The organism is Ruegeria sp. AN6 (genome assembly GCF_056540425.1).
Genome location: NZ_JBQFWR010000001.1, coordinates 584,673 through 600,176, shown reverse-complemented (window position 1 = coordinate 600,176; position 15,504 = coordinate 584,673). Strand labels below are relative to the sequence as shown.

Sequence of the window (15,504 nt, the reverse complement as noted above, 5' to 3'; positions counted from 1 at the left end):
GCCGAGAGTCGGTATCTTGAAGTAATGATAGAATGTTAGCAGGGCGAAGTTGCTCAGACTACAATGAATTCCGAGTTCTAAGTTTTTGAATATCACTCTTTAACTCCTCGCGGATGGGCCCGGGATTACTGGGATCACGTAGTGTGGTTGTCCAGTGGGTTGGTCGGTCGCGACCGGTCTTTCGGTTCCAACTCAGCGCGTTTAGGATAGATTGCTGTTCTTCTGTCAGATGAGAAGGGATTTCATATCCGTTCAGGGTTGCCCAAACACCGCTCCACAGACGGCCGACAGACCAAGGATTATAACCCCCGCCACCCAAGATCAAAAACCGAGGTGTTAAGTGTTGGAGGCTGGAAACGGCACGCCAGTGCGCATTGTTTGACAATGCGAGGCGCGATAGCGGGTCTTCGGTGACGGCGTCGGCACCGCATTGCAGGATAATGGCTTGTGGGTGGAAAGCCTTAGTTACAGGAAGAATCATCCCCTCCAGAATGGCTTGGAATTCATCGTCATTTAGACCTCGATCAACAGGTAAATTCCATGCGGCGCCACCTGCGTCATCTTCCAGTAGTCCGGTAAAGGGCCATCTGCGCGCCTCATGAATCGAAATTATGCGCACCATTGACGAACCGTGGAACGCAGCCTCGACGCCATCGCAATGATGGGCGTCGATGTCTATGTAGACAATTCGTTCAAGCCCAAGATCGAGCAGTCTTAGGATCGCGAGAACTGGATCGTTTAGGTAACAGAAGCCGTTGGCGCGACTTTCCAATCCATGATGCGTACCTCCTGCTGGGTTAAACACAATACCACCGTTCCAAATTAACTCGGCTCCCAGCATCGATCCTCCGGCGGCAGTGGCTGGCCGTCGATACATTTCTCCAAATACCGGATTGGACAATGTGCCCAGACCAAACCTGCGTTTTACCTCGTCGGAGACCGACTGTGTTTTTTCGGCGTTTAGTAATGCTGAAATGTAAGCAGGTGAATGAAATCGCTGCAGTGCCTTAGGTTTGGCACACGGGCTGGTCCGATAGTTCTGCGAGTTCAGCCAACCCATCGATCTGCAGAGGTCAATCACAGTGGAAACGCGCGGGATTGCAAGCGGGTGTTTTGCGCCATAGCTCGAGGTGCGATAGATTTCCGAGCCTATGAAGATGGGTCGAGGTTTATTGTTTGTCTTCAACACTCGCATGGCTGTCATCGCCCAATTGACCATCCAGCGACATCAGAACGGCAACGGGCCTGAGTGCTGGAATATGACTGAAAATAATCAGGATACACACCGTTAAGGGAACGCTGAGAAACGCTCCGATTAAACCCCAGACTGTGGTCCAGAATGTCAGTGCCAATATGACAAGAAAGGTCGACATATTCAGAGACCGGCCAAGCATGGCCGGGTCCAGGAAATTGCCGATCACAAATTGCAGCGTGCCACAGCCCAGGACGATGACAAGGAATGGTCCAATGGTTTCAAATTGTACCAATGCAATCATCGACGGAAAGATCACGGCAATAATCGAACCGATAGACGGGATGAAATTCAGCGCGAATGTTAGAACGGCCCATGTCTCGGCATATTCCAGTCCCAGTGCCTTAAATATTGAATAGCTTATGAGGGCCGTGATCAGGCTGATCAAAGTCTTCACCCCGACATAGCGCTGCAGACTGTACGAGATAGCATCCAAAACCGAAGCCAGATCAGCGCCGAGCTGCGGGTTACCTGCTGCAAGTTGGATTTTCTTGCGAAATGCCAGGCGCTCAGCCATCAGAAATGCGACATACAGGCTGATGAGGAAAAACTGGTTCAGCAGAGATGTGGCACTGCCCAGCAAAAGCCGTGCAACATAGGACATGTCGATGCTGACCAGATTGTCCCGAATGAAACTGGTGACGTCATTTCCGACCAATCCGGTAATTCTGTGCACCGCACCATCAAACTGGCTTTCATAGGTGTTGATCGAACGCGCAAATTGCGTGGCCTGACTGCCGAGAATATACATGATCATGAACAAGCCTGCCAAAACGACAGTAACTCCGGCTAAGTTCGCGATCCAGATTGGTACACGTGTCACCGCGATGACCCGGTCACTGAGGGCCAGGATCAGTACATTGATCAGCAGTGCCATGGTCAACGGCACCAGAAAATTCGCCCCTGCATAAAGGCCAAGCACCACAAGAGTGGCCACGATCACAACATCCCTCAATACGCCCAACTGCAGGCGCGCTCTGGATGGGCTATTTTCGGGATCAGAGGTCATGAGTTGGCCTGGGTCTGCTTGCCGCTGGTGCGTGATTTGGGACATCTTGCACGATCCTGCACAGGCTTACCAGTTTATGCAATCCATACAGAAGGTTAAGCGCTGGAATTCCTTGCAAATGGCGAATTGGCGGTTCTGCCAGCGCAAAAGGCGCGTTAGGCTGTTGCGATGTCACGTGTATCGATTCTCTCATCCAATCAGTTTCTGCGCGCGCTCTGGCTTGCTGTTCGTCGGTTCAACGACAAAGACGGTTTTGTCATGAGCAGCCATGTGGCGATGTCATTGATGATGGCGCTGTTTCCGTTTGTTCTATTCACAGTGGCGTTGGCGGGGGCTTTGTCACAGGGATATGTGACGGACGAGTTGATAGAGCTGATTTTTGGTGCCTGGCCCAAAGACGTCGCCGATCCGATTGTTTCTGAGTTGCGGGCTGTGCTGGCAGGGGCGGGGTCGGGCGTGATCACATTGGGCGGTTTGTTAGCGATCTACTTCGCATCCAATGGTGTTGCTGCCGTACGTCGCGCCATGACGCAAGCCTATCATGACAAAGATATCTGGCCGTTCTGGAAAACCCGGCTGTTGTGTTTTGCGCTTGTTATTATCGGTGGGGCCGCAATTTTGGCCATCGCAGCGGTTGAGGTGGTTTTGCCTGTCTACACGCGTCTGGTCTCGGAAAAGACGGCCGTTGATGTTGATAACTGGCTGTCCGTTGACCGCCTGCGATGGACGTTCACCGTTGCGGTACCGGCAGGCACAGTTATTCTGGCTCATCTGATCTTACCCACACGGCGGCACAGGCTTTCGCAAATACTTCCGGGTGTCATCCTGACCTTGGCATTGTGGGCTGCAGGTGGATGGGGGTTTTCGATCTATATCGCCCAGTTTGCCACCTATAGCGCAACCTATGCGGGCCTCGCTGGAGCAATGGCCGCGCTGATTTTCCTCTACCTGTGTTCTGCCATGCTGATCCTGGGTGCCGAGTATAACGGGGCCTTGATAGACTTAAAAAATGCGGAAACCACTTGATGTACTTCCGCGAGCTCATTCTGATTGCGATCCTGTGGGCAACGACGCCGGCTGGCTGGGCACAGGAATATGTCGGATCCGAGCTGTGCGCAGATTGCCATCAAGACGAAACTGAAGCCTGGAAAGGGTCACATCACGATCTCGCTTGGACCGAGGTAGAAGATGGCCAAGTTCTGGCTGATTTCGATGGGACCAGCTTTTCCCATGATGGGATGAGCGTTTCTTTCGTGGATAAAAACGGCGTTCTTTCAGCGCGAGTCACCGAAAAAGATGGCGTTATCACCGACTATCCGGTGCATTCGGTGGTCGGCATTGCGCCGTTGCAGCAATACCTCTTTGAAACTGGACCAGGCAGATTACAGAGTTTCGATGTCGTCTGGGACACGGAAGAAAGCCGCTGGTATCACCTCTATCCAGAACAGGATTTACCACCGAATGACGGGCTGCATTGGACAGGGCCGTACAAGAACTGGAACGCGCGCTGTGCCGAGTGCCATGCGACCGGTTACGTGAAGAATTACGATGCCGAGACAAGGCGCTATGCGTCGACACAAGTTGAAATCGGCGTCGGTTGTGAGGCTTGTCACGGGCCAGGATCAGCGCATCTTGAGTGGACAACTGGCAAAACGCTTGACGACGGGTTGGGCGCGTTTGGATTTCCAATCGAATTGGGAAAGGGGCAAACCGAGGCAGACATCCAGCAATGCGCCGGGTGCCATTCTCGGCGCGAGGCGCTGGAGGATGGTAATCCGGTCCCCGGTACGCCTTTTCATGACGCATATAATTTAGCTGTCCTGCGACCGGGCGCTTACCACCCGGATGGGCAGATTTTGGACGAGGTCTACGTATATGGTTCGTTCCTTCAGTCGCGCATGTATGCTGAGGGGGTAGGGTGCATGGATTGCCATGATCCCCACCGGGCCGAGGTAAAAGCCGAAGGGAATGGCTTGTGCACGCAGTGTCATTCGCCCGCTGGAAATTCGGAATTCCCAACCCTTCGATTGGCTAGTTATGACACGCCCGAACACCATCACCATGCAGAAAACTCTGATGGCTCCCAATGCAAGAACTGCCACATGATCGAGCGAGTCTATATGGGCGTGGACGGCAGGCACGATCACAGTTTCCGAATCCCCCGACCGGATTTGGGGCTTGGAGTTGACGCTTGCACCGATTGTCATGCGGAAGAGGGGCAGCCCTGGGCTGCGCAACAGATTTCTGACTGGTTCCCAAACTCTGCCCATCGAACCGTTCATTATGGTACAGCGTTTGCTGCGGCGGGCATTGGTCAATTGGACGATCCCGAAGCGTTAATCGCGATCGCTTTGGACAAAGAGCAGGCAGGAATTGTCCGCGCGACTGCACTCTATCTGCTGCAACCCTTTGCGACGCCTGTACTTGCGCAGCGGGTGGCGCCGCTCTTATCCGATCCGGATCCGCTGGTTCGCGCCAACGGGCCGGTTTTGCAACGCCAAGCGCCAATGCCGGAACGTGTTGCACGGCTTGAGCCGCTATTGTCCGACCCCTTGCGCAATGTCCGAATTTCGGCAGCCAAGGAGTTTCTTGCCATTCCCGCACAAGCCATGTCGCAGGATCAACGGGCGGCCGCTCAGCAGGGTATGGCCGACTGGCAGCGCAGTATATCGCATCGTCTGGATTTTCCTGAAACCCACTTAGTTTTGGGAGGCTGGGCACTGGCGCTGAGAAATGCCCAAGCCGCGGAAAAGGCGTTCCGCGAGGTTGTGACGCTAGATCCACAACGGTCTGAGGCCTGGCCGATGCTGGTACAGCTGGCCCACATAAATCGTGGTCCACAGGCAGCGATTGCGACATTGGACGAGGCTTTATCCATCCTTCCAGATGATCCGAGCTTAAATCAGTTGGCGCGCGATATGGGGCGGTAACAGGCACCAATCCGGCAGATTTACGCCACGTTACGGGCCCATTTGTTGGCTAGACACCGATGCCAGCACTTGGACTGTCAACAGGTGATGTATGCCGGATCGCACAGCTACTATCATAAAGCCGATTTCTGCTGATCGGAAAACAACGTTGGATCAGCGCATCGAAGAACTTCGCGCGCGCGAGCCTGTCGATATAAATCATGGAGAGGCAATCTTGTTTCAGGGGATTGCGACGGCGTCACTCAAGAAACAGCGTATTGCTCAGGGTAAGATCGATCTGGACTAGCACAGCGACCGGACAAACCTTAAAGCCCAAGCTTTTCTCGCAAACGCGATAGGTGCTGCATCATGTTGTACTGCCAGCCCGGTTGATAATTTTGTCGGAAGCCAGAACCGCCTGACAACTGAAGAAATGGACGTTCCTGCAAGATCGCAAATTGTTCACCAGACCCGTCAAGCGCATGACTGTTGTGAAGATTCAGCCAATTCAGGTTCTCGATTTGTAAAACAGGCACCAGCGTTTCAATTTGGGTATTGCCGATATCAAGGCGTTCAAGCGATGGCAGTGTCGCGAGAGGAGAAACATCAGAAACCCAGGTATCATGGAGGTAAACCAGCTTTAGGTTCGGTAAACCGTTAAGTGGGCCAAGATCGGAGACCCGCGTCATGTTCACGTCAAGCCGCTCGAGTGTTGCGTTCCCTTCCAGCCCGGTCAGATCACTTAGATTGGTTCCCCGTGCATTCAGAGATTTGAGATTCGGAATATCCGGGATGTTGGCCGGCAGCTTTCGAAGTTCAGTAAGATCTTTAAAATCAAGATCGTTCGTTCCCGCAGAAACGACACCTTTGACCCGCTGCTCGGCTATCAGTAGTTGTTGGTTTGCAGTTTTCTGCAGCTTGTACTGCCAGGCGGCCAACGCAATCAGGGCAATAATAAGTACTAGGACAGTTTTTCTCATGTGAGCGGCGGATAAAACGGCAATGCGGCTAATCTATGACCGTGTAGCGCGAAATGCAGGCAATCACGGTAAACCTCAACGTGTCGTGCTAGAGGACTAAGTCGCCATCCGAGAATTACAGTTGGTTAAAAGATTTAACCTTACAGTCGCTTAGCCACGGAAACCGGTGGCGACAACGAATTTTTCCGAGCTGTCCGAGCGTGACGCGGGTGGCTTTACATTGGCCACCTTGTTGAATTTCTGCTTGAGCAGCTTCTGAAGGTCTCCCTCGGCCCCGCCTGCAAGAACCTTTGCGACGAAGGTGCCACCTTCTTCCAGCACATCAAACGCAAAATAGGCTGCCGTTTCGCACAAGGCCATAATCCTAAGGTGATCGGTCTGCTTGTGGCCTGAGGATGCAGCCGCCATGTCGGACATGACCACATCCGCTTTACCGCCCAGCCAGTCTTTGACCTTCTGGTCGGCATCATCTTCCATGAAATCAAGCACATGCGCGGTGGCCCCCGCTACCGGTTCGACCTCTTGCAGATCGACACCTAGAACCGTGCCAATACGCTTACCGCTCTTCTCGCCCAGTGCGTTAACACGTTGCACTGCAACTTGCAGCCAACCACCTGGCGCACAACCCAGATCAACCACGCGCGCGCCGGGCACAAGGAACCGGAATTTATCGTCTAACTCCAGTATCTTGAACGCTGCGCGTCCGCGATACCCTTCGACCTGCGCCCGCTTGACGTAAGGGTCGTTCAACTGCCGCTCAAGCCAGCGGGTCGAGCTGAGCTTACGCCCGCGCGCTGTCTTAACCTTGACCTTCAGGTCACGTTGCCCGCGACCCGAGTTGCCTTTGCCGGTTGGTGTCTTCGCCATCAGAACGGTCCGTCTTCCAATACACCGTCCGCGCTCATCTGCGCATAGAGCAAACCTTCGCGTAGCCCCCGATCCGCCACAGAAAGGCGATCAGTGGGCCAGCAGCGCAACAATGCCTGCAAAATGGCCGAGCCGGACATGATCAGGGCCTGCCGATCTTCTCCGATCCGGGGATCACGGCGGCGCCCACGAGGGCCGAGTTCTAGATAGCCTCGTATGACCTTGTCAATCTGATCGCTGGTCATTCGCAATCCGTCCACCTTGGTTCGGTCATAGCGTTTTAGACCCAGATGCGAAGCAGCCACCGTGGTGACCGTTCCGCTAGTGCCCACGATCTGGAACCCCTCGCGAGCCTGTTCATCTTTATAAGGTGCAAAATCAGCAAGGTTTTCTTCAAAGAACCAGCTCATCAGCGCAAATCGCGCTGCGTCGTCTTCGACGTCGTTGAACTGGTCCCGCAAAGTGGCCACTCCCAACGGTACACTGATCCAATCCACGACTTTAGCCGCAGGAAATGGGCTGTCGGTGGTATGGAATCCGTTATGCAGCCGCATGATCGAAGCAGGTCGGTCGCGGCGCGGAACCGAGGATATGTCGATCCAGACCAACTCGGTCGAACCGCCGCCAATGTCCACGACCAACAATTGCTCGGTTTTGATTGATACCAGCGGCGCGCAGGAAATGACGGCCAGGCGCGCTTCTTCCTCGGGCTGAATGATGTCGAGCGTCAGGCCAGTTTCACGTTTGACCTGGCGGATGAAGTCGCGCGAGTTCTTGGCACGACGACAGGCCTCGGTCGCGATCAAGCGCATGCGCTTGACCTTGTTCCGTTTCAGCTTTTGCTGACAGATCCGAAGAGCTTGTACCGTACGCGCCATAGACGCCCGCGACAATCGTCCGGTGCGTTCCAGACCAGCGCCGAGTTGCACTGATTTGGAGAAGCTGTCTACCACATGGAAGCCACTGCCTTTGGGCTGGGCAATCAACATGCGGCAGCTATTTGTCCCCAAATCCAGCGCCGCATATAACGCATCTGGATCGGGTCTTGCCGGCGCGGGGCTTTCGACCGCTTTCGGGAACGCGCCCGCACCTTTGGGACGCTTGGGCGCCATCTGAAACGCCCTCCGATTTTCGAGTTACCCCGACCATAGGTCGCGCTTTTCAATCACGCAAGACACTCATTAAAGTCATGAGGATTTTGATGTTCGGTTTCGAGGCAGGGGTCTTTAAAAGCAGCGATATCCGATCCTGGGCAAAAAGGTCGCTGCAAATACGCCGTGTGTCGAAAATCGACCGACCTGCGCCCATATTGAAGTTTAGAACCGGCCCATCGGGTTAGGAGGAATCACAGTTATGCCTGACGTCACCATCGTATACTGGCGCGACATTCCCGCTCAGGTCATCGTCGGCAAAGGCCGTCGTGGCGCCAAGCGGCAATTGGAAGAGCGGTTTGAACAAGCCATCGACCGGGCCGCAATGAAGGTGAACGCCAAGGATAGTGATGCCTATCTGGCCGAGTGGCGCAAAGCCGAACCTTTCGCAGTTGAGGGCGACCCGTCCGAGATTGCCGAGGCCGAGGCCGCGCGCCTGGAAACGGAATACGATCAGGACCGTATCAAGTCCCTGATCGCCAATGACGGTTGGGCATGAGCCCCAGATCTTTATGGGAGGCCGCTATGGCTTTGCTGAACTTCAAGAAACGTGATGCGGTCGAAAACGGCCCTGTGAACCCGACCGTCGAAGCCTTTCTGCAGGGCTATTCGATCGAGGTAATGCCGCGCACCGCCGAAAAAGTCGAAGACTTCCGCGCGCTGCTGCCCGAAGGCACGCGCGTTTACATCGCCCATATCGAGGGCACGCCAATCGAAGACATGGTCAAAACGGCCAAGCGCATTGCGGCTGAAGGTTACCCTGTCATGCCGCACTTCCCTGCGCGGATCATCAAGGATGCGGCGACTCTGGAAAACTGGATTTCGATGTACCAGGGCGAGGCGGGCGTTGAACAAGCGCTGCTGCTCGCCGGTGGTGTCGCGAACCCTCACGGCGACTTCGACAGCTCGATGCAATTGCTGGAAACTGGCTTGTTCGACAAGGCTGGATTCAAGCGTCTGCACGTTGCCGGTCACCCCGAGGGGAACAAGGACATTGACCCAGACGGCTCGACCAAGAATGTCGATGATGCGCTGCGTTGGAAGCAAAAATTCAGCGAAACAACAGATGCGGAAATGGCGCTGGCCACTCAATTTGCGTTTGATGCCAAGCCGATCATCGCCTGGGCGGACAGCCTTAAAGAGGCCGGCATTGATATCCCAGTCCATATCGGTATCGCGGGCCCTGCCAAGCTGCAGACTCTGATTAAATTCGCCATTGCCTGCGGTGTAGGCCCGTCGCTGAAAGTTCTGCAAAAGCGCGCAATGGATGTGTCCAAACTGTTGCTGCCTTACGAGCCGACTGACGTGATCACCGAACTCGCGAACCACAAAGCGGCCAACCCGGATTTCAACATCACCAACGTCCACTTCTTCCCGCTTGGCGGCATCAAAACCAACGCCAACTGGGCGATCAACAACGGCGGCGCTTCGGCAAAGCCAGCAAACTCCTAAGGAACGGACATGACCCGTACAGTCGTCGAATCAAAAACAAAAACAGCCGTTCTGGGCTTTGATGAACCGTTCTGCGTGATCGGAGAGCGGATCAACCCGACAGGCCGCAAGAAACTGGCCGCCGAATTGGAAGCGGGCGATTTCTCAACCGTTGAAAAAGACGCATTGGCGCAGGTTATGGCGGGCGCGACCGTTTTGGATATCAACGCGGGTGTTGTTTACAACTCGAACCCCAACCCAAACGAGACCGAGCCGCCGCTGATGCGCAAGATTGTCGAACTGGTGCAGGGTCTGGTTGACGTACCGCTGTGCATCGACAGCTCAGTTCCGGGTGCGCTAGAAGCCGGTCTGGCAGCCGCAGAGGGCCGTCCGCTACTAAACTCGGTCACGGGCGAAGAAGAGCGTCTGGAACTGGTTCTGCCGCTGGTAAAGAAATACAACGTACCGGTTGTGGCGATCTCGAACGATGACACCGGTATTTCGGAAGACCCCGATGTGCGATTTGCCGTCGCCAAGACCATCGTTGAGCGTGCAGCGGATCACGGCATCCCAGCGCATGACATCGTTGTGGACCCGCTTGTAATGCCCATCGGTGCGATGGCAACTGCAGGCCAGCAGGTATTTGCTCTGGTCCGTCGTTTGCGTGAAGAGCTGGGTGTAAACACCACCTGCGGTGCGTCCAACATCTCGTTTGGTCTGCCCAACCGTCATGGCATCAACAACGCCTTCCTGCCGATGGCAATGGGTGCTGGCATGACTTCGGCGATCATGAACCCGGTTGCCCTGCCGGTAACGCAGAAGAAGATTGCCGAGAAGAGGGAACAGGTTGCCGCCGCTGGCATCATCCTGCCAGAAGGCATGGATGACGAAACCTTCGTTCAGATGTTCGGCCTGGGTTCGACCAAACCGCGCGCTGGTAAAGAGATGGAGGCCATCCGCGCCGCAAATCTGCTCACAAACAATGACCCGCATGGTGGTGAATGGATCAGGTCCAACAAAGCGCCTGAGGAAGCCGGTGCCGCCGGTGGGCGTCGGGGCGGTGGACGTCGTCGTCGCGCTTAATCTATGGAAAACAACAGATTGAGCCGGGTCTTTGACCCGGCTCTTTCGTTTTTGTCGGTACTGGTTTGGCTTGAACCCCAGTCAGGACAAGTGGTAGTCAATTCTTAGCGGCGGGTATGATGTAATGGTAGCCTGTCAGCTTCCCAAGCTGAACGCGCGGGTTCGATTCCCGCTACCCGCTCCAATTCTATCGATCAACTCGATACACGAGCCTGCAGCAGGTTGATGACTGCTGGAACCTGTACGCCTTTTGGTGTTTGGAATGTGCGAAATTTTTCGGCGACTCCACGCACGATGGCTTCAACATCCTCCTGTGTACCTTCGAAATGGGCGATCACCCGCGCGGCGGGGCCGACCCGGGTACACAAAAGCGCAGCATCTCCGACGGATGCAGGGGCGGTCAGCGCAAGGGGGACCGCTTCAATATGGATATCTTTTAAACCAGCCTGCGCCATCAGGTTTGAAACCCTGTCGCGGTCATGGAATGCTAAAGGGCCGGGTGCATTCCGGTCCACCTTGGGTGGTTGGCCCAACCGTTTGACGGCGGCGACATGCGGGATCTTGAACCAAGGGTTCTCTGACAGACCACCCCAGGCTGCAAAGGTTATCTGACCGCCTGGTTTCAAGGCCCGAGCCATATTGGCGAAGGCTACTACGGGATCGGTGAAGAACATCACTCCAAACCGCGAGATCATTGCATCAAAACCGCCTGACGAAAGCTCAGCGACCTGAGCGTCGGCATATGTGAACTCGAGATTGTCGAGCTTGGCCTCGTCTGCGCGCATCCGCGCTCGTTCGAGAAATTGTTCCGAAATATCAATGCCCAGAACATGCCCCCCGGGTCCAACCTGCTGCGCCGCCCGAAGTGCACTTGCCCCGGTGCCGCAGCCGATATCGATGACGCGCATTCCACCAACCAGCGCGGCGTGATCGAGGACCAGATCCAGTACGGGCGCGAACAGATGGTCCAACTGATCCTCGAAGGTCAGCCAGCGCGTGCCCATTTCGGACTTGCCCCAGAATTCTTCCTGATCACCGTTGATTGTCAGCATCGCGCCCTCCAGGTTTTGAAGGGACTATGACCTCCTGCGGCGGCGACGACCAGACTTTTCATCGTCTCCGCCGCCGGTGTTGAAGGACGGAGCGGGCAGGGTGACGACTTGCGCCAATTCAGGGAACGGATCGGTTTTGTGCGGGATCGCGTTGGCGGCGACGAAATGGTCTTGGAACTTGGGTTCGATCGCGGTTTCGACCTTGGTGATTTCGCGCACGACGCGCTCGATCTCGGCCCGCGATCCGATGTTGCACAATGCAATTCGCGCGCCTGTACCCGCGGCATTGCCCGCGCTGGAAACCTTGTCCAGAGGCGCGTCGGGAATCATGCCTAGAACCATCGCGTGTTTGGTCGAGATATGCGCGCCGAACGCCCCGGCCAGTACCACGCGGTTCACGCGGTCGACCTCCATCTCGTCCATCAACAGACGCGCACCGGCATAAAGCGCGGATTTGGCCAACTGGATGGCACGGATATCGCCCTGAGTTACCGTGATACGCGGGCCACCTTCAGCGCTGGCATCGTGGATCAGATAGGAGTTTGTTCGGCCTTCGGGAACACAACGGGGAGTACCCGTCTGTTCAGCCGAGCCGATCAGGCCACTTTCGTCCAGCAGGCCAGCGATACGCATCTCAGCGACAGCCTCGATAATACCCGAGCCGCAGATTCCCGTGATGCCAGTTGTTGCGATGTCCTGATCAAAGCCCTCTTCGTCCGACCATTTCTCGGACCCAATGATGCGGAAGCGGGGTTCCTTGGTGACGGGATCAATCTCGATCCGTTCGATGGCTCCGGGGGCAGCCCGCTGGCCTGAACTTATCTGCGCACCTTCGAAGGCGGGGCCAGTGGGTGAGGAACAGGCTAAAACGCGCTGAGTGTTGCCCAACAGGATTTCGGCATTGGTGCCCACATCGACGATCAGCACGAGGTCTTCGGATTTGCCGGGTTCTTCCGAAAGGGCAACGGCGGCACAGTCTGCGCCCACATGGCCTGCGATGCACGGCAAGATATAGACCTGCGCACGCGCGTTCATATTGATCAGGTCCATTTCTCGCGCGGGCAGGGACATGCTTTCCGAAGTTGCCAACGCAAATGGAGCCTGGCCGAGTTCAACCGGATCAAGCCCGAGCAGTAGATGGTGCATCACCGGGTTACAGACAAATACTGTTTCAACAATAAGCGCTGCGTCAATCTCGGCCTCATCTGCGATTGAGTTTGTCAAATCATTAATCGCCTCGCGCACGGCTTTGGTCATTTCTTTGTCGCCGCCGGGATTCATCATGGCGTATGAGACGCGACTCATCAGGTCTTCACCGAACCGGATTTGTGGATTCATCAGACCCGATGAGGCCTTGACCTCACCCGTCTCCAGATCGGTCAAATGTGCCGCAATGGTTGTCGAGCCGAGGTCAATGGCCAAACCATAGAGTCCGTGTTCGTGCAGACCGGGCCAGATTTCGACGATGCGCGCCACTTCATCCTTGTGGCCCTTGTGAACGGCGACCGTGACCTCCCATTTCCCTTTGCGTAGAACTGGCTGCAGCTTGGACATAAGGGACAGATCGGCGGTGATCGCATCGATCTTCCATTGCTCGCGCAAGGCGCGCTCCAACCGTTCCAGATCTCCGGTGGGCGAATGCATGTCTGGCTCTTCCACCACTACGAAATAGAGGCGCGTGGCTGGGTCCATTGTAATCGCCCGGGCCGCTGCGGCCTTGCGGACGACTTGACGGTGCACCTGGCTTTCGGGCGGAACATCAATCACTACATCGCCCTGAACTGATGCCTGACAGCCAAGACGCCGACCCGGTTTCAGGCCGCGCTTGTCATCATAGCGCTGCTCGACGGCGTTCCATTCGCTCAGGGCATCCTCGGAAACCGTCACACCGTGCTTGGGGAACTCGCCATAGCTGGGGGTGATCTGACATTTCGAACAGATGCCACGCCCGCCGCAGACCGAATCTAGATCGACGCCCAATTGGCGCGCAGCAGTCAGGATTGGCGTGCCAACGGGAAAGTGCCCACGTTTGCCGGACGGAGTGAAAACGACAAGAGGATCGGTGGTCATGAATGGCCTGCCTTTGTATTCGCGCGTATGCCGGCGAACATATGGGTTTGAACGCAAAGGGAAAGGGCATTCAGCGGCACGTTTTGCATTGCTTGCGTCGTTTTCGGGCGTGGCAGAAGCCCGCAGGGGAAAACAACTTGGGTTCGGGGCTTTCCCTCGGGTGAAATCCATGTAATAGGGTCACCGTCAAACGGGCTTTTGCATGGGGTTTTCAGATGCAGATTCGTGAGGCACTCACCTTTGACGACGTACTTCTTGTTCCGGGCGCATCTTCTGTGCTTCCGGCGACGGCGGATACAACCACGCGTGTGACGCGCGAGATCACTATGAACATTCCGCTGCTTAGCTCGGCAATGGACACGGTAACCGAGGCGCGTATGGCCATTGCCATGGCGCAGGCCGGGGGCATCGGCGTTGTGCACAAGAACCTGTCGGTCGAGGAGCAGGCCCGAGAGGTGCGGCGCGTGAAACGGTTCGAATCCGGGATCGTCTACAATCCTGTGACATTGCGCGCGGATCAGACGCTGGCTGATGCACAGGCGCTGGTCGAACGCTATAATTTCACCGGCTTTCCTGTAGTTGATGAAAGTGGCCGGGTCGTGGGGATCGTGACCAACCGCGACATGCGCTTTGCGACCTCAGACGATACGCCAATCAAAGCGATGATGACTTCGGACAATCTGGCGATGCTGCAAGAGCCCGCCGATCTGGAAGAAGCCAAAAGCCTGATGCGTGCCCGTCGGATCGAAAAGCTGCTGGTCGTCGATGGCGAGGGCAAGCTGACCGGCTTACTGACGCTGAAAGACACAGAACAGGCTGTGCTAAACCCTACAGCTTGCAAGGACCGGTTGGGCCGTCTGCGCGTAGCTGCAGCGACCTCTGTCGGGGACGCGGGTTTTGAACGGTCCGAGCAGCTGGTCGATTCCGGGGTTGATATCATCGTTGTAGATACCGCGCATGGTCATTCGCAAGGGGTTCTGGACGCAGTGAAACGCGCCAAGACGCTGTCGAACGAGGTTCAGATCATTGCTGGTAATGTTGCCACCGCCGAGGCCACCAAAGCGCTGATCGATGCAGGCGCTGATGCAATCAAGGTGGGCATCGGGCCCGGCTCGATCTGTACAACGCGGATGGTCGCTGGTGTTGGGGTTCCCCAACTAACTGCGATCATGGATTGTGCGGCAGCAGCAGGTGACGTGCCAGTCATTGCTGATGGTGGCATCAAATTCTCGGGTGATTTCGCCAAGGCGATCGCGGCGGGGGCATCTTGTGCCATGGTTGGTTCGATGATCGCTGGCACAGACGAAAGTCCAGGTGAGGTCATCTTGTATCAGGGCCGTTCGTTCAAATCCTATCGCGGCATGGGTAGCTTGGGCGCGATGGCGCGCGGCTCGGCGGATCGGTATTTTCAGAAGGATGCTGCCAACGACAAGTTGGTACCCGAGGGGATCGAGGGTCAGGTACCCTACAAAGGGTCCGCCAGTGCGGTTGTGCATCAACTGGTTGGCGGCTTGCGCGCAGCGATGGGCTATACCGGATGCGCAACGGTGGATGAAATGCGTCGCAACTGCAACTTTGTCAAAATCACCGGTGCAGGCCTGAAGGAAAGCCATGTGCATGACGTGCAGATTACGCGCGAAAGCCCGAACTATCGGATCATGTAATTGCTATGGTGCTCGTATCTGGGCATCGAATTTATG

14 protein-coding genes and 1 tRNA gene are annotated in these 15,504 nt (G+C 55.8%); 8 read left to right on the top strand and 7 right to left on the bottom strand.

From position 1 onward, the window contains the following. Window positions 1–58 precede the first annotated feature (58 nt). Window positions 59–1,195, bottom strand: a complete 1,137-nt coding sequence (locus ACR0MQ_RS02950; RefSeq protein ID WP_480605809.1) for an acetoin utilization protein AcuC — start codon at window positions 1,193–1,195, stop codon at window positions 59–61. Continuing rightward, window positions 1,170–2,306, bottom strand: coding sequence for an AI-2E family transporter (locus tag ACR0MQ_RS02945; RefSeq protein WP_319547216.1), 1,137 nt, complete (start codon window positions 2,304–2,306; stop codon window positions 1,170–1,172). Before ACR0MQ_RS02945 ends, ACR0MQ_RS02950 begins: the two co-directional genes overlap by 26 nt. Window positions 2,307–2,429: 123 nt before the next feature. Here ACR0MQ_RS02945 and ACR0MQ_RS02940 point away from each other — a divergent pair, with 123 nt between their 5' ends. The 3 genes from ACR0MQ_RS02940 to ACR0MQ_RS02930 all read left to right on the top strand — a co-directional run bounded on the left by ACR0MQ_RS02940 (window position 2,430) and on the right by ACR0MQ_RS02930 (window position 5,477). Next, on the top strand, window positions 2,430–3,287 hold the full coding sequence (locus ACR0MQ_RS02940; RefSeq protein WP_170703207.1) for a YihY/virulence factor BrkB family protein: 858 nt from the start codon (window positions 2,430–2,432) through the stop codon (window positions 3,285–3,287). Next, entirely contained in the window at window positions 3,287–5,191 is a 1,905-nt protein-coding gene (locus ACR0MQ_RS02935) for a cytochrome c3 family protein (RefSeq protein WP_480605804.1), read from the top strand. The genes ACR0MQ_RS02940 and ACR0MQ_RS02935 overlap by 1 nt, the downstream gene beginning before the upstream one ends. A 91-nt stretch (window positions 5,192–5,282) precedes the next feature. Continuing rightward, window positions 5,283–5,477: a hypothetical protein gene (locus ACR0MQ_RS02930; RefSeq protein WP_170703218.1), complete on the top strand. Its 195-nt coding sequence runs from the start codon at window positions 5,283–5,285 to the stop codon at window positions 5,475–5,477. Between the two features lie 19 nt (window positions 5,478–5,496). Here the strand turns inward: ACR0MQ_RS02930 and ACR0MQ_RS02925 are convergent, their stop codons facing one another. The 3 genes from ACR0MQ_RS02925 to ACR0MQ_RS02915 form a co-directional block, all read right to left on the bottom strand. After that, entirely contained in the window at window positions 5,497–6,150 is a 654-nt protein-coding gene (locus tag ACR0MQ_RS02925; protein ID WP_170774144.1) for a leucine-rich repeat domain-containing protein, read from the bottom strand. Between the two features lie 150 nt (window positions 6,151–6,300). Beyond that, window positions 6,301–7,017: an RlmE family RNA methyltransferase gene (locus tag ACR0MQ_RS02920; RefSeq protein WP_170539829.1), complete on the bottom strand. Its 717-nt coding sequence runs from the start codon at window positions 7,015–7,017 to the stop codon at window positions 6,301–6,303. Next, window positions 7,017–8,129 (bottom strand): Ppx/GppA phosphatase family protein, encoded by a 1,113-nt coding sequence (locus ACR0MQ_RS02915; RefSeq protein WP_480605799.1) that lies wholly within the window; start codon window positions 8,127–8,129, stop codon window positions 7,017–7,019. The genes ACR0MQ_RS02920 and ACR0MQ_RS02915 overlap by 1 nt, the downstream gene beginning before the upstream one ends. A 241-nt stretch (window positions 8,130–8,370) precedes the next feature. Here ACR0MQ_RS02915 and ACR0MQ_RS02910 point away from each other — a divergent pair, with 241 nt between their 5' ends. The 4 genes from ACR0MQ_RS02910 to ACR0MQ_RS02895 all read left to right on the top strand — a co-directional run bounded on the left by ACR0MQ_RS02910 (window position 8,371) and on the right by ACR0MQ_RS02895 (window position 10,866). Next, window positions 8,371–8,667 (top strand): virulence factor, encoded by a 297-nt coding sequence (locus tag ACR0MQ_RS02910; protein WP_010440228.1) that lies wholly within the window; start codon window positions 8,371–8,373, stop codon window positions 8,665–8,667. A 26-nt stretch (window positions 8,668–8,693) separates the two neighbouring features. Next, window positions 8,694–9,620: a methylenetetrahydrofolate reductase gene (locus ACR0MQ_RS02905; RefSeq protein WP_170774149.1), complete on the top strand. Its 927-nt coding sequence runs from the start codon at window positions 8,694–8,696 to the stop codon at window positions 9,618–9,620. Between the two features lie 9 nt (window positions 9,621–9,629). Then, on the top strand, window positions 9,630–10,682 hold the full coding sequence (locus tag ACR0MQ_RS02900; protein WP_480605796.1) for a methyltetrahydrofolate cobalamin methyltransferase: 1,053 nt from the start codon (window positions 9,630–9,632) through the stop codon (window positions 10,680–10,682). A gap of 110 nt (window positions 10,683–10,792) precedes the next feature. Then, a tRNA-Gly gene (locus ACR0MQ_RS02895) sits at window positions 10,793–10,866 on the top strand. Window positions 10,867–10,876: 10 nt separating this feature from the next. Here ACR0MQ_RS02895 and ACR0MQ_RS02890 read toward each other — a convergent pair. After that, on the bottom strand, window positions 10,877–11,734 hold the full coding sequence (locus ACR0MQ_RS02890; protein WP_170774151.1) for a class I SAM-dependent methyltransferase: 858 nt from the start codon (window positions 11,732–11,734) through the stop codon (window positions 10,877–10,879). Window positions 11,735–11,758: 24 nt separating this feature from the next. Then, complete coding sequence (locus tag ACR0MQ_RS02885; RefSeq protein WP_170774152.1) at window positions 11,759–13,804, bottom strand: ASKHA domain-containing protein; 2,046 nt, start codon at window positions 13,802–13,804, stop codon at window positions 11,759–11,761. Window positions 13,805–14,019: 215 nt separating this feature from the next. Here ACR0MQ_RS02885 and guaB point away from each other — a divergent pair, with 215 nt between their 5' ends. Continuing rightward, window positions 14,020–15,468 carry an IMP dehydrogenase gene (gene guaB, locus ACR0MQ_RS02880; RefSeq protein ID WP_170470449.1) on the top strand — a complete coding sequence of 483 codons (1,449 nt, stop codon included), beginning with the start codon at window positions 14,020–14,022 and terminating at the stop codon, window positions 15,466–15,468. Window positions 15,469–15,504: the final 36 nt, after the last annotated feature.

Bases quoted from the DNA above. Each gene is read 5' to 3' on its own strand.
- ACR0MQ_RS02950 (WP_480605809.1), bottom strand. From the start codon at position 1,195: ATGCGAGTGTTGAAGACAAACAATAAACCTCGACCCATCTTCATAGGC.
- ACR0MQ_RS02945 (WP_319547216.1), bottom strand. From the start codon at position 2,306: ATGTCCCAAATCACGCACCAGCGGCAAGCAGACCCAGGCCAACTCATG.
- ACR0MQ_RS02940 (WP_170703207.1), top strand. From the start codon at position 2,430: ATGTCACGTGTATCGATTCTCTCATCCAATCAGTTTCTGCGCGCGCTC.
- ACR0MQ_RS02935 (WP_480605804.1), top strand. From the start codon at position 3,287: ATGTACTTCCGCGAGCTCATTCTGATTGCGATCCTGTGGGCAACGACG.
- ACR0MQ_RS02930 (WP_170703218.1), top strand. From the start codon at position 5,283: ATGCCGGATCGCACAGCTACTATCATAAAGCCGATTTCTGCTGATCGG.
- ACR0MQ_RS02925 (WP_170774144.1), bottom strand. From the start codon at position 6,150: ATGAGAAAAACTGTCCTAGTACTTATTATTGCCCTGATTGCGTTGGCC.
- ACR0MQ_RS02920 (WP_170539829.1), bottom strand. From the start codon at position 7,017: ATGGCGAAGACACCAACCGGCAAAGGCAACTCGGGTCGCGGGCAACGT.
- ACR0MQ_RS02915 (WP_480605799.1), bottom strand. From the start codon at position 8,129: ATGGCGCCCAAGCGTCCCAAAGGTGCGGGCGCGTTCCCGAAAGCGGTC.
- ACR0MQ_RS02910 (WP_010440228.1), top strand. From the start codon at position 8,371: ATGCCTGACGTCACCATCGTATACTGGCGCGACATTCCCGCTCAGGTC.
- ACR0MQ_RS02905 (WP_170774149.1), top strand. From the start codon at position 8,694: ATGGCTTTGCTGAACTTCAAGAAACGTGATGCGGTCGAAAACGGCCCT.
- ACR0MQ_RS02900 (WP_480605796.1), top strand. From the start codon at position 9,630: ATGACCCGTACAGTCGTCGAATCAAAAACAAAAACAGCCGTTCTGGGC.
- ACR0MQ_RS02890 (WP_170774151.1), bottom strand. From the start codon at position 11,734: ATGCTGACAATCAACGGTGATCAGGAAGAATTCTGGGGCAAGTCCGAA.
- ACR0MQ_RS02885 (WP_170774152.1), bottom strand. From the start codon at position 13,804: ATGACCACCGATCCTCTTGTCGTTTTCACTCCGTCCGGCAAACGTGGG.
- guaB (WP_170470449.1), top strand. From the start codon at position 14,020: ATGCAGATTCGTGAGGCACTCACCTTTGACGACGTACTTCTTGTTCCG.